This is a genomic window from Pseudomonas sp. (genome assembly GCF_032058845.1).
Taxonomy (GTDB): domain Bacteria; phylum Pseudomonadota; class Gammaproteobacteria; order Pseudomonadales; family Pseudomonadaceae; genus Aquipseudomonas.
This window is the reverse complement of the sequence record NZ_DAMCCR010000078.1, coordinates 1-13470: the sequence shown is the minus strand read 5'-3', so window position 1 is coordinate 13470 and position 13470 is coordinate 1. Positions and strand designations below refer to the sequence as shown.

Sequence of the window (13470 nt, the reverse complement as noted above, 5' to 3'; positions counted from 1 at the left end):
ACTGTACCTGGGGCCCGAGCAGGCTGCGGGCGGCGACGTCGGGCAGTGGCTGGGGCCTGGCTGCCACGACCGCCTGGGCACGAAACTGGCGCACCTCATCGGCCATCAGTTGCCCATGGCCGGGCAGCCCGAGAGCCAGGCGGCACTGGCCGCGCTGGGTATCGGTGCCGTGCACTCGCAGCTGTGGCTGGGCGGTTACCTGTTCCACCCCTGGCCTGCGGGGTGCGCATGGCCAGCAGGTGCAGCGGCTGACCACCTGCGCGGGCAGTGGTTGCGCCATCGCGACTGGGCGGCCTTTGCCGCAAGCCGGCCTGCGGGTCGTTGGCAGCCACTGGATCGTGAGCGCTGGCTGGCCCCGGCACGAGTGGCCGAACAGGCGCTGTGGCCGGCAGCGCAGTTCACACAGTGGCTGGCTGCACTGGAGGCAGACGCCGCCGCGCGGTTGCTGATCAGGCTGGCACCTGCTGCAGCCGACACCTGGGAGGAACAGGAACGTGTATTTCTGGTGGCCGACCACTGGCCCGCTCTAGACTAGGCGGCATTGCGCTGCACCCATCGACAGGCGCCACCAGAGCGCTTCCCCACCGTGACCTGCTCAAGAGGCTTTCAGATGATTTCCACCACCCCCCCTGCGCATTACGCGCGGCTGTCGATCCTGCTGCACTGGCTGATGCTGGTGCTGCTGGCCGCCGTGTACGCCTTCATCGAGTTTCGTGGCGTTTTCCCGCGTGACAGCGCCGGGCGTGACCTGATGAAAGCGCTGCACTTCATGCTCGGCCTCACGGTCTTCGCGCTGGTCTGGCTGCGCCTGGCCCTGCGCCTGATTCACCCGACGCCACCCATCGTGCCGAAACCACCGGCCTGGCAGATCGGCATGGCGCACCTCATGCACGCGCTGCTCTACCTGCTGCTGATCGGCATGCCGCTGGCCGGCTGGCTGATCCTCAGCGCGGCCGGCAAGCCGATTCCGTTCTACGGCGTGGAACTGCCCGCGCTGATCGACCACAACCCGGACCTGGCCAGGTTCATCAAGGGCTGGCATGAGCGCGTCGGCACCTGGGGTTACTGGCTGATCGGCCTGCACGCGGTGGCCGGCCTGTACCACCACTGGGTGCGCCGCGACAACACGCTGGTGCGCATGCTGCCCTACAAGTAACCGCGCCGCCCCTGCAGCCCGCCGCCATGGACCACGATCAGGCGGCTGCCAGGGGCGATCCGCCCGGCCTGCACCTGGTCGTGCAGCGCCAGCAGAAGCTTTCCGCCATAGACCGCTTCAAGCGGCACTTGGGTCTGGCGCTCCGTGGTTTCGATGAAGCGCAGCAAAGTGTCGTCGGTGCGCGCAAAGCCGCCACGACAGGCCTCATGCAACTGATAGCCAGCGCGGCCGGCCAGTGCCTGGATGTGTTCGGTCAGGCCTGGATGCGCCGGTACTGCCAACGCCCCATGCACGGCATGCGCGCCCTGCTCGGCTTGCACCAGCCCAGCCAGGGTGGTGCCGGTGCCCACCGCCAGCCACCAGGCGTCGTAATCTTCCCAGCCCAGTGCCGGCAACTGCGCGCAGGCCTGTGCGACGATCGCCTGACAGCCCAGTGCCCCCGCTGCCCCACCGCCGCCCTCTGGAATGCAGTACCACCCCGGATAGCGCGTTTGCCACGCCGCCCAGAAATCAGCTTCATGCCGAGCGCGGTAGCCGCCGTAACCCAACCAGTGCAGTGCCATGCCCCAGCGTTGCAAGTCGGCCACCGTCGGCGTTTCCTGGGCATGCCCACGCAGCAAACCCGCCGTGGCGAAGCCGAAACGCTGACCGGCGGCGGCAAGCGCATGCAGGTGGTTGGAGTGATTGCCACCCAGGCTGATCAGGCCCGGTGCGCCGCTGGCGCGGGCGGCGAGCAGATGGTGCCGGAGCTTGAACCACTTGTTGCCGCTGATCAGCGGGTCGATGAGGTCCAGGCGCAGGATGGCGGCCTGGACGCCGGCGTGCGCGAGCCAAGGGAGGTGGAGTGGTTGCAGCGTAGCGGAGGGCAGTTCTGAAAAAGCCAGCAACGATTGCACCCGGTAATGTGAGGGAGCGACAGTCTAGCGGGCAGAATCGAGATCGCCAAAAGGCGCTGGGGCCGGCTGTCACGCACGTCGGCTGCAGATCCTGTCCAAGCGCGTGCGCAGCCATAAGCGCCACCCTCTCACCTCAAGATGCACTCAAGCCTTGAAGCACCTGGCTCAGAAGTCGTACCGCGCCCCCACCGTCACACTGCGCGAAGGCCCATAGAAGTTGAACGTCGAGGTCGAGCCCACACGCGACAGGTAGTCCCGGTCGAACAGGTTGTTGACGTTGAGGCTGGCGGTGAGCTTCGAGGTCACCGGGTACGAGACCATCGCGTCCACCGTCGCATAGCCGGGTGCGTCGATCCGCACGCCGCCGTTCTCCGCGTAGAAGTCACTCATCGCCGACACCCCACCCCCGACCGCCAGGCCGCTCAGCGGCCCGTGATCCAGGGTGTACTTGCTCCACAGCGAGGCCTGCTGGCGCGGCATGATGAAGAAGGTGGTCTGCGCATCGCCCTTGACCGTGTCGGTGTCCATCCAGGTGTACCCGGCCAACAGCTCCCAATTGGGCGTGAGCTTGCCGCTGACTTCCATTTCAGCCCCCTTCACCCGCGTCTCACCGGCTGCCACGGAGTTGGTGGTCGCCACACCGTCGGCATCGAACAGGGTGGTAGCGCGGTGTTTGTCGGTCAGGCGGAACAGCGACAGGCGCGTGTTCAGGTCACCGCCGAAATAGCTGCTCTTGAGCCCGAACTCGTACTGCTCACCTTCACGGGGCTTGAGCACGCGACCGCTGCCATCGGTTTCGGACTGCGGTTTGAACACCTGCGAATAACTGGCGTACAGCGCATGGTTATCGGTCAGGTCATAGACCACACCGCCATAGGGAGTGAAGTGGCCATCGATGCGCTTGCTGTCGTCCTGCGTGGCGCCCGTGCGCAGGGTGGTGGTGTAGAAGTCGCCGCGATACCAGCTGAAGCGACCGCCCGCAATCAAGGCCAAGCGCTCGACAGGGCGGAACGTGACTTTGGAGTACAGGCCATATTCCTCTTCCTGCGTGCCGGTTTCAGTGCTGTAGTTCGGCGACGGCTTGGCGAAGCGCTTGGGCGAGTAGGTGCCCAGGTTGATCGCCCCGAGATTGGTGGTGCCATTGAGGTACTGGGTGTCGTAGTTCTTGTAGTCGCTGCCGACCACGAACTCGCTGACCTGGCCAAAGGTTGCGAAGGGTTGGCTGTAGCTGGCGTCCAGCGCATAGGTGTCCTGTGCGAAATCCCGTGCACTGGCGCGTTCGCTGGTGGCGCCGGTCACGTTGTTGGTGGCCGTGAAGGCATACAGGTAGTCGGTATCGCGGCGTGAACCGCGCGCTGCCACACGGCCATAGCCGCCGTTGTCGAAGCGGTGGGTCAGCTCGGCAACCAGGTCCGTGGTCTTGCCATCGAACGCGTTCCAGTCGGCGCCCAGAAAGCGCGAATGGCTGAAGTCCGGCACCTCGCCCGACCGGCTCGCCGGGTACCCGTTATGCGGCGTGAAATTCTTCACTTCGTGGATCAGACCCAGCGACAGCAGCGTGTCCTCGTCCAGGTCGACGTCCAGTGCGCCGTAGTAGCTGTTGCTGGTGTTGGCGTTGTAGTCCACTTCGCCGTTGGTGTCGTCACGCGAGGCGATCAGGCGCCCGCGCACGCGACCGGCCTCATCGAGCGGGCCGCTGAGGTCGAGTTCTTCGTGGTTGGTGTCCCAAGTGCCGTAACGGCCCTCGACATGGCCCTGGAACTCGGCGGTCGGGCGCTTGCGCACCATGTTGACGATGCCGCCCAGCTCGCTGGTGCTGCTGAACAACCCGGCCGGGCCGCGCATGATTTCGACGCGGTCGAATGCGGCCAGGGACGGTACGGTGCCGAAAATGCTGGTCATCGGCGCCGGCAGGCCATCGATGTTGAACTCGCTGTACTCGTAGCCACGGGCGTAGATCGAGGAACGACCGCTGTCGTTGGTCAGGGTGCGCAGGCCGGCGGTGTACTTGGCCAGGTCGTCCAGGTGCACGAACTGGCGATCCTTGACGTAGTCCTGGGTGTAGACCGTGATCGACTGCGGGATGTCCTTGAGCGCGGCCGGCGTCTTGGTGCCGACGGTAGCGGCATCGACGCTGTAACCGCCTGTGCTTTCGGAGGGCAGCATGTCGTAGAGACGGTTGCCCTCGATGGTCACGGCCGGCAGATCGAGTGCGCTGTCTTCGGACAGCGCCTGTACCGCCACCGTCTCGGCCAGTGCCGTCAACGAAAACGGTGCCAGTAGCACCAGCAACCAACCACCGCGTACCTGCCGAGCGCCGGACGCGCCGTTCAACCCCTTCATGTCATCCCCTTCCTGCAAATGGCAGCATTTCTCAAACGAAACTGTTTTCTATTTGCGCAGAATATCGAAGGGTTCAGCAGGCTGCAGCCGCCTTAACTTTATTAACCCCAGTAAGCGTTGCCCCTGCATGGCCGGGAGTGGGATGATTCGCAACTGATACGAATTCTCATTAAAGGCTCACAGTGCCCACCTCACTTCTGCTGGTCGAAGACGACCTGCACCTGCGTCAAGACCTGGAGCGGCATTTTCGTCACCGTGGATTCGACGTCTGTGCCTGTGCGACCGGGACCGAGGCGCGGGCAGTCCTCCATCGCTCACTGTTCGACCTGGTACTGCTGGACATTCTGCTTCCCGGTATCGACGGCCTGACCCTGCTCGATCAGCTGCGTCGCCAGCAGGCGGTGCCGGTCATGCTGATGTCGGCGCTGGGTGCCGAACAGGACCGGATCAGTGGTTTCACGCGCGGCGCCGATGACTACCTGCCCAAGCCCTTCAGCCTGGCGGAGCTGGACGCTCGGGTCGATGCCTTGCTGCGTCGCGTGGCGCTCTATCAACGGCCTGTGGCCCCTGACACCCGGGGTTGCGCCTTGCTGCTCGATGCGCAGCGCCAAGACGCCATCCACCAGGGCCGTGCCGCCGGTCTCACCGGCTCCGAGTTCCGCCTGTTGGCCACCCTGCATGCGCACGCTGGCGAAGCGCTGAGCAAACCCTTTCTCTACCAGACTGTGCTGCACCGCGCCTACACCCGGCTTGACCGCGGCCTGGACGTGCACGTCTGTAACCTGCGTCGCAAGCTCGCTGATATCGATGTCCATCACCTGCAGATCCAGGCCATCCGCAGCCAGGGGTACATGTTGCTGGACAGGGAGCAGGGCTGATGCGACGCCACCCGTTGCTGTGGAAGCTGGCCGGGCTGCAGGTCAGCTTCTGCCTGTTGCTGGTCTGGTTGATCTGGACCTGGGGCCTGTCGGTGGAACGCAGCACCTACTTTCTGTCACTCGCCGACAGGGACTACCTGGCGCGCTACGCCCAGCAGGCAGAACAGGCCTGGCAACGCGGCGGTGCAGCGGGCATCGAAGCCTGGCGCAGGCAGGTCGAGCACACGGAACAGACGTGGGTAGCGGTGATCGGGCCGCAATTGCAGAGCCTCGGCCCGACGCCCCTGACCGCCGAGCAAGCCAGCCACCTGACCTTCATGCGCAAGCTCGATTGGCCGATGAGCCGGCGTCTGCGCGATGAGCTGCCGTACGTCAGCATCGAGTTCGCCGAGCACCCGGAGCAGGGCCGCGTGGTCATGCAACTGCCCGAGCGCCTGCTGCCCACGGGCCTTACGGCCTGGACCCATGTGATCACCCACGGCGTGGCGCCAGCGCTGCTGGCGTTGTTGATGGGCCTGGCGTTGTACCGCCATCTTGTGGTGCCGCTGAACCGTTTGCGCGACCGCGCCGACGCTTTGCGCGCCGATGAGCTCGACAGCCCCGCCCTGCCCTTCGTGCAACGCCGTGATGAACTGGGCGAGCTGGCACAGGCATTCGAGCACATGGCCGTGCGCCTTCGCCAGAGCCTGGAGCAACAGCGGTTACTGCTGCGTACGCTGTCCCATGAGCTGCGCACGCCCCTGGCGCGCCTGCGCATTGCCCACGACAGCCATCTACCGGCCCAGCAACTGCGCGAGCGCCTCGACCGCGAGATCGCAGACATGCAAACGCTGCTGGAAAACACCCTCGACCTCGCCTGGCTGGACACCGAACAACCGAGTCTGTCGACCGAGCCGGTGCTGCTGGTCTCGGTGTGGGAAGCGCTGTGCGAGGACCTGTGTTTCGAAAGCGGCTGGGAGCGCGCGCGCCTGCCCTGCACGTTGGGCGCCGAGTGTCGGGTCCAGGCGCATCTGGACAGCCTGGCACAAGCACTGGAAAACCTGATGCGCAATGCCATCCGCCACTCACCCGCCGGTGGCACGGTCAGTCTGAACGGGTGGCGCGAAGGTGATCACTGGCACCTGCGGGTGAGCGACCAAGGCCCTGGGGTCCCCGAGGCAGATCTTGAGCGTATCTTCATCCCCTACCAGCGCCTGGAGAACAGCGGCGCAGGCTTCGGCCTGGGCCTGCCCATCGCCCGTCGCGCCATCGAGTTGCAGGGCGGCCGTCTGTGGGCCAGCAATGATGGCCCCGGCTTGAGCCTGCACCTGACCTTGCCAGCGGCGGCCGACGGTTTAGAAAGTTAAGGCGCTTTACCCCCACGCCGGACTCGATACCCTCAGCCACTGGAACCGCGCGCTGATCGAGCGACCTGCATGAGAGCCACCATGAAGACGATGATTCTGACACTGGCGCTGACGTTGGCAGCGCCTGCCGTGCTGGCACGCCCCGACCCAGCGCAGCCCATGGACACTTCGCTGATCAGCCGCCACGACCTGGCCTACGGCTTTACCCACGTCGACCTGGACTCAGCCGACGGCCAACGTCATTACCGCCTATGGATCGGCACGCCCAAGCGCCCCGCGCCTGCAACGGGTTATCCGGTGTTGTGGATGCTCGATGGCAACGCCGCGCTGGGCGCGCTCGACGGCCCACAGCTGGCGGCGCTGGCTGCAGGACAGGCACCCGTCCTGGTCGCGGTCGGCTACCAGAGCCTGCAGCGCATCGAGCGTACCGCACGGACCTTCGACTACACCCCCACCGTGCCAGGGCTGAGTGAACAGCGCGACCCCCTCACCGGCGAGCCCAGCGGAGGCGTGGACAGGTTTCTCGATCTGCTCACAGGTCCGATGGATGACAGGGTAGCGGCCATCGCGCCTGTCGATCGGCAGCGGCAGACCTTGTGGGGACACTCCTACGGTGGGCTGGCGGTGTTGCACGCGCTGTTCACGCGGCCTGGCCGATTCAGCGACTTTGCAGTGGCCAGCCCGTCACTGTGGTGGCACGACGGAGCGATCATTCGTGAGGCTCAGGGCCTGAGCCCGGCGCTGGGCTCGTCGCGGCCGAGGGTCATGCTGATGCGCGGCAGCGACGAGCCCGCGAGCCCGCGTGGGGCTGTGGGAGACGACGCCGAGCGGCCGCTGCGTGAACTGGCAGCAGCGTTGCGTCAGATCGGAGGGGTGAGCGTGCAGGTCGACCGGTTCGAAGGGCTTGGCCATGGGCCGATGTTGGCTGCGTCCTTGCAGCGAGTGATCGATCGCCTGTCGCGTTGACTGGGTTGCGTTCATCGACTGGACGCTGCACCCCACGGTACGCGGGCAGCGGCTAGAGCGTCGCTGCCAAGCGCGAGCCCTGATCGATCGCGCGCTTGGCATCCAGCTCGGCAGCGATATCAGCACCGCCGATCAGGTGCACCGACTGACCTGCTGCGAGCAAGCCGTCATACAGCTCGCGCAACGGCTCCTGCCCGGCGCACAGCACGATGTTGTCCACCGCCAGCAGCTGCGGCTCGCCATCGCCAATGCGCACGTGCAGCCCGGCATCGTCGATGCCCAGGTACTCGACACTGTTGAGCATCTGCACATGCCGATGCTTGAGCCCGGCGCGGTGAATCCAGCCCGTGGTCTTGCCCAGGCCTTCGCCGATCTTGGAGGCCTTGCGTTGCAGCAAGTACACCTCCCGGGCCGCAGGCTGTGGCTGGGGTTGAACACCCGCTACCCCGCCACGGGCCTGCAACGCTGTATCGATGCCCCACTCCTTCCAGAACGCGTCGCGGTCCAGGCTGGTGGCGACGCCCTGATGAACCAGGTACTCGCTGACATCGAAACCGATGCCCCCCGCGCCGATCACCGCGACCCGCCGGCCCACCGGCTTGCGCTCGAGCAGGACATCCAGGTAACTCAACACCTTGGCATGCTCGATGCCTGGAATCGCGGGCACTCGCGGGCTTATGCCGGTGGCCAGAAGGACCTCGTCGAAACCGCCGTCGAGCAAGGCCGCCACGTTCACGCGCGTGTTCAGGCGAACATCGACGCCGGTGCTGCTGAGCGTATTGGCGAAATACCGCAGCGTTTCATAGAACTCTTCCTTGCCTGGAATACGCTTGGCCACGTTGAACTGGCCACCGATTTCACTGGCGCTGTCGAACAGCGTCACCATGTGGCCGCGCCGCGCCGCAACAGTGGCTGCCGCGAGGCCTGCAGGGCCGGCGCCGACCACGGCAATACGCCTGGGCCGCGCAGCCGGCAGGTAATTGAGCTCGGTCTCGTGGCAGGCACGCGGGTTGACCAGGCAGGTGGTCAGCTTGCCGGCGAAGGTGTGGTCCAGGCACGCCTGATTGCAGCCGATGCAGGTGTTGATCATCTGCGGCTGGCCGGCGGCGGCCTTGTTGACGAATTCCGGGTCGGCCAGGAATGGCCGGGCCATCGACACCATGTCAGCATCGCCAGCGGCCAGCACCGCTTCGGCGACCTCCGGTGTGTTGATGCGGTTGGTGGTGATCAGCGGGATGCCTACCTCGCCGCGCAGCTTGGCGGTCACTTTGCTGAACGCCGCGCGTGGCACCTTGGTGGCGATGGTCGGAATGCGCGCTTCGTGCCAGCCGATGCCGGTGTTGATCAGGCTGGCGCCGGCCTGCTCGATGGCCTTGGCCAGACGCACGACCTCGCTCCAGTCGCTGCCACCTTCGACCAGGTCGAGCATCGACAGGCGGAAGATGATGATGAACGGCGCGCCGACCGCTTCGCGGATGCGCCGCACGATCTCGACGGCCAGGCGCATGCGGTTGTCGAAACTGCCGCCCCAGCGGTCGGTGCGTGCGTTGGTGCAGGCGGCGAGAAACTGGTTGATGAAATAGCCTTCGGAGCCCATCACCTCGACACCATCGTACCCGGCGCGCTGGGCCAGCACCGCGCAACGCACGAAGTCGCTGATCTGCTGCTCGATACCGGCCTCATCCAGCGCCTTGGGCGTGAACGGGTTGATGGGCGCTTTCAAGGCGCTGGGCGCCACCTGTTTCGGGCTGTAGGCATAGCGCCCGGCATGCAGGATCTGCAGGCAGATCTTGCCGCCCGCCTGGTGAACGGCGTCGGTGACCACCCGGTGCTGCTTGGCCTCCGCATCCGTGCTGAGCTTGGCAGCACCGGCATACACGCCACCCTCGTCGTTCGGTGCAATGCCGCCGGTGACCATCAGCCCCACCCCACCCTGCGCGCGCTCGGCGAAATACGCCGCCATGCGCTCGAAGCCCCCGGGGCGTTCTTCCAGGCCGGTGTGCATCGAGCCCATCAACGTGCGGTTGCGCAAGGTGGTAAAGCCCAGGTCAAGCGGGGCCAGCAGGTGTGGATAGGGCGAAGCCGTCATGGTGGAGTCCTTGTCGGGCGTTATCACGGAATACGAGGCCTCGTTATGTGGCTGGGCCTCTTTCAAGCGTCAGAGGGGACATTAACCAGCGATGATTGCCACCTCAATGATCGTAACTGACAAATGCGTAACCGTAACTGACAGCGTTCCGTGCAAGCCCGCGTTCCGACCTCGAGAAGGGTCGATGGCGATCTACCGAGCGTCTGTCGCACCGCCAAGCGCAACAGGGAGTTTGCGCGGCGGGCGTTTGCTCGTACCCTTGTCAGCCCAGCCATCGGATAGACACGGTTTCATGCGAAAACTGCTTTGCGGCGCCTTGGCGCTGATTGTGATCGCGGCGCTCGGCAGCTACGGCTTCTGGACCCTGCAACGCCCTGAAGGGCACTACCTGTCGGACCTGCGCATCGAGCTGGCGCTGAACCAGGGCGAACCTGGCGCGCGCGGCAACCTGCTGGGCGTCGAGCCGCTGCTGTTTCCCGGCGACTACCAGAACCTGAAGCGCCTGCAGCGCAAGCTCTCGGCCTATCTGCAGCAGGCCCGCGACCAAGGCTTGATCAACCCGCGCACGGTGGTGGTGCTGCCTGAGCACATTGGCACCTGGCTGTGGGCGCGTGGCGAAAAACCGATGCTGTACCAGGTCACGCACCGGCGCGAAGCCTGGCAGTGGCTGGAGCTGAGCAACCCGGTGCGCTACGGTCTGGCCATGCTGCAGGCAACCGGTGAAGACCGCCGTGCCGATGCGCATTTGCGCATGAAGGCCGAGCAGATGGCCGCCGACTACCAACAGGTCTTCGGCGAGCTGGCCAAGCGCTTCGGCGTGACACTGGTCGCAGGCTCGATCATCTTGCCTGCGCCCTTTGTCGAAGACGGTGTACTGCACGCCGGCAGCGGGCCGTTGTTCAACATCAGCGTGGTGTTCGCGGCCGACGGCTCGTTGCTGGGCCAGCCCCAGCGCCAACGCTACCCGGACAGCGAACTGCGCCGCGTCGTCGAGCCTGGCCAGGTGCAACCCCACCAGGTGCTCGACACCCCTGCCGGCCGCCTCGCGGTGCTGCTGGGCAGCGACAGCTGGTATGCCGACAACTACCGGCAGTTGCACGCCCAGTCTGTCGAACTGATCGCCAACCCGGCGTTCCTCGGCGGGGCCGAGCGCTGGAACGGACCCTGGCGCGGCAACCGTCATCAGCCTGCTGCACAGGCGTTGCCGCTGCAGCGTGGGCAAGTCAGCGAAGCCCAGGCCTGGCAGCGCCTGACCCAAGCGGCCAGCGGCGATACGACGAGCATCAGCGTGTTCATGCACGGGCAGTTCTGGGAACAGGCCGCCGGCGGCCAGGGCTTCATCAACCAGGCTGGCCAGCAGCTCAGCGCAGCGTCCCATCCCGGTGCACGCTTGCTCAACGTGTGGCGCTAGGCATGACCCACCGCACGCAGGTGCGCCTGGGCGATCTTTCGGTCGGCTTCGTCCAGCCATTGGGCCAAGCGCTGCGCGAACGCGGCCAAGACCCGCAGCCGCTCCTGCAGCGTTATGGCCTCGACACCGCGCGCCTGGGCCAGGCTGAAGCGCGCTTGTCTATCCCGCGCTACATGCACCTGGGCCATGCGGCCGTCACACTCTGCGGCGATCCCGCACTGGGCCTGAGCATGGGCCGGCACAGCCGCCTGGCCCAGGCTGGCCTGGCCGGCGTCACCGCTGCCCAGGCGCCCACCGTCGGGGCTGCCGCCCAGGCTTTGCTGCGCTTCGAGCCGCTGTACGCCAGCAACTACCGCGGTCGCTCCTCGTTCGAGGAGGACCCACACGGCGCCTGGCTGCGCTTCTATTCGATCAGCCCCTACAACGCCTACAACCGCTTCGTGGTGGATTCGCTGCTCAGCGGTTGGCTGACCCAGCTGTCGAGTGTCGGCGGGCAGGTGCTGGTTGCCGAACGGCTGCAGCTCGAATTTGCCGCGCCTGCCGAGGCCGAGCGCTACCAGGCGCTGTGCAGCCAGGCCGTGCAGTTTGGTGCCGAGCACAACCAACTGCGCCTCAACCGCGCGGCGCTCGATCAAGCCAACCCACAGCACTGCCCCAGCACCTGGCAGCACCTGTTGCAGCTGTGCGAAGCGCAGCTGCAACAACTGACGCGCGTGCGCAGCCTGCGTGAGCGCATCACCCATCTGCTGGGGCCGCAGTTGAGCAGCGGCCGCGAACCCAGCCTGGAGGATGTGGCGCAGCGCATCAACCTGCCCAGCTGGACGCTGCGCCGGCAACTGGCAGAAGAAGGCACCGGCTTTCGCGAACTGCTCAATGACACCCGCCGCGACCTGGCCGAGGCCTACATTCGAGATACGGCACTGAGTTTTGGCGAGGTGGCGTACCTGCTGGGCTTTGCCTCGGCAGCGGCCTTTCAGCGGGCGTTCAAGCGCTGGACGGGGTTGACCCCGGGTGCCTACCGCCGGCAGCAGCGTCGATTGGCCTAGAGTTCGGTGGCGTCGTCAGTAGTATCGACGGCCTCGGGCTCATAAGCGTGGGTGTCCAACAATTCTTCCTGATAATCATCCATGGGGGCTGGCTCCTGTCGTCGTTTTACCGGTGTGGTCACCGACACCACGCTAAGGCGGGCTGATGAACCTGTGATGACAGAGATAGAACGTAGCAGGCGCGCCGAGCGTTACTGCGCCTGATCGCTGACCGGCGCTGGCGCCGCAGTGCTGTCCTCAGTAGCAGGCGCGGCGTCCACAGCCTGCGGCTGGACCTGGATCGGTTCAGCGGCGACGGGCGGCGCCACCGGCTGCGAGCCCTGGCTGTCATCGACCTGTTCTGCAGGCTGTGCAGCGGTTTTGGACGGCGGGGCCAGGGTCTGGGGGGTAGATGCCGGGCTGGAGGGTGTGCTGGACGATGCACCGGGCTGTTCAACCGTCGCCGCAGCGGGCGTGGTGGCCGGTGTCGCCTCCCCAGCCACCGGGCCGGCCTCGGCCACAGGCTCCGGCAGGCCAAGCTCAGGCGCTGCTGCGGGGGCCTTGCTGACCTCGACCGGCGCAGGTGCCGCCTTTTTCGGCTTGGGCAGATAACGTTCCACCAGGGCGAAGTAGCGGTCGTAGAACTGCGCCGCCGTGACCGTTTCGCTGGCGACCTTGACCATCGAATCATCGCTGGAGCCGATCGGCATCGACACCGAGCCGAGGATCCCTACACCCAGGCTCGCCGAGGTGTTGGATTTCTTCAGCGAGTAACGATCCTGCAACGCGTTGGCAAAGATGGTGGAGCGCTGGTCATCGCCGCTGTCGGGTGCACAGGTGACGTTGAAGCTGATCTGCAGGTGATTCTCGCTGGTCTGCTGGAAGCTCTTGTTGCCGGCCACCTGGTTGGCATCACTGCTGGTGATGATGTAGCCCTGGCTCAGCAATGCACGCCGTGCAGCCTCGCACGAGCCTGCTTCGTTCACCGCGAAGCTGCGCGAGTAAGTGCCCGAGTTGTCGAAATTCTCGTGTTCGTACACAGCCGCTTTCTTCGTGGCACAGCCGGACACACCTGCCAGTGCAAGCGCGAGCCCAAGCCCAGCGAGGGCGGATGATCTAGACATTGCTTCTACCGGGAAAATCGAATGGTGCTTATTGTGCATCACATCGTCCGATGACAGGAACCGCTGATCGGCCTTGCTTCAGCACGACCCCCAGCGTCTCGCTGAACCGCGCCCACAAAAAAAGCGACCCTCAGGTCGCTTTCGTTGTGTTTCAAGGCGTTCAAGGACCTCGAAACGAAGGTGGCGCAGCGGACGGGACTCGAACCCGCGACCCCCGGCGTGACAGGCCGGTATTC

General features: G+C 65.7%; 11 protein-coding genes. 7 read left to right on the top strand and 4 right to left on the bottom strand.

The window, feature by feature from the left end; all coding sequences use genetic code 11:
* A partial coding sequence (locus tag RT028_RS14865) for a DUF1853 family protein (protein WP_312935887.1) occupies positions 1-535 on the top strand: 535 nt, incomplete at its 5' end.
* A 75-nt stretch (positions 536-610) separates the two neighbouring features.
* Positions 611-1156, top strand: coding sequence for a cytochrome b (locus RT028_RS14860; protein WP_312935886.1), 546 nt, complete (start codon positions 611-613; stop codon positions 1154-1156).
* On the opposite strand, the gene RT028_RS14855 is transcribed toward RT028_RS14860, so the two are convergent.
* Both RT028_RS14855 and RT028_RS14850 read right to left on the bottom strand, forming a co-directional pair.
* Complete coding sequence (locus RT028_RS14855; protein ID WP_312935896.1) at positions 1147-2040, bottom strand: pyridoxal-phosphate dependent enzyme; 894 nt, start codon at positions 2038-2040, stop codon at positions 1147-1149. The two genes, RT028_RS14860 and RT028_RS14855, sit on opposite strands and share 10 nt — an antisense overlap.
* Positions 2041-2217: 177 nt before the next feature.
* Positions 2218-4395 carry a TonB-dependent siderophore receptor gene (locus RT028_RS14850; protein ID WP_312935885.1) on the bottom strand — a complete coding sequence of 726 codons (2178 nt, stop codon included), beginning with the start codon at positions 4393-4395 and terminating at the stop codon, positions 2218-2220.
* 182 nt (positions 4396-4577) lie between these two features.
* Here RT028_RS14850 and RT028_RS14845 point away from each other — a divergent pair, with 182 nt between their 5' ends.
* From RT028_RS14845 to RT028_RS14835, 3 genes are all read left to right on the top strand, one after another.
* Entirely contained in the window at positions 4578-5273 is a 696-nt protein-coding gene (locus RT028_RS14845) for a response regulator transcription factor (protein ID WP_312935884.1), read from the top strand.
* Complete coding sequence (locus RT028_RS14840) at positions 5273-6619, top strand: sensor histidine kinase (RefSeq protein ID WP_312935883.1); 1347 nt, start codon at positions 5273-5275, stop codon at positions 6617-6619. The genes RT028_RS14845 and RT028_RS14840 overlap by 1 nt, the downstream gene beginning before the upstream one ends.
* Positions 6620-6700: 81 nt before the next feature.
* Positions 6701-7585 carry an alpha/beta hydrolase gene (locus RT028_RS14835; RefSeq protein ID WP_312935882.1) on the top strand — a complete coding sequence of 295 codons (885 nt, stop codon included), beginning with the start codon at positions 6701-6703 and terminating at the stop codon, positions 7583-7585.
* 52 nt (positions 7586-7637) lie between these two features.
* Here the strand turns inward: RT028_RS14835 and RT028_RS14830 are convergent, their stop codons facing one another.
* A complete protein-coding gene (locus RT028_RS14830; RefSeq protein WP_312935881.1) occupies positions 7638-9674 on the bottom strand; it encodes an NADPH-dependent 2,4-dienoyl-CoA reductase in 2037 nt (678 codons plus the stop codon).
* A gap of 292 nt (positions 9675-9966) precedes the next feature.
* On the opposite strand from RT028_RS14830, the gene RT028_RS14825 reads away from it, so the two are divergent.
* Both RT028_RS14825 and RT028_RS14820 read left to right on the top strand, forming a co-directional pair.
* Entirely contained in the window at positions 9967-11085 is a 1119-nt protein-coding gene (locus RT028_RS14825) for a nitrilase-related carbon-nitrogen hydrolase (protein ID WP_312935880.1), read from the top strand.
* A 2-nt stretch (positions 11086-11087) separates the two neighbouring features.
* Positions 11088-12131: an AraC family transcriptional regulator gene (locus tag RT028_RS14820; RefSeq protein ID WP_312935879.1), complete on the top strand. Its 1044-nt coding sequence runs from the start codon at positions 11088-11090 to the stop codon at positions 12129-12131.
* 191 nt (positions 12132-12322) lie between these two features.
* On the opposite strand, the gene RT028_RS14815 is transcribed toward RT028_RS14820, so the two are convergent.
* Positions 12323-13234, bottom strand: coding sequence for a DUF2242 domain-containing protein (locus RT028_RS14815; protein ID WP_312935878.1), 912 nt, complete (start codon positions 13232-13234; stop codon positions 12323-12325).
* Between the last annotated feature and the right edge of the window lie 236 nt (positions 13235-13470).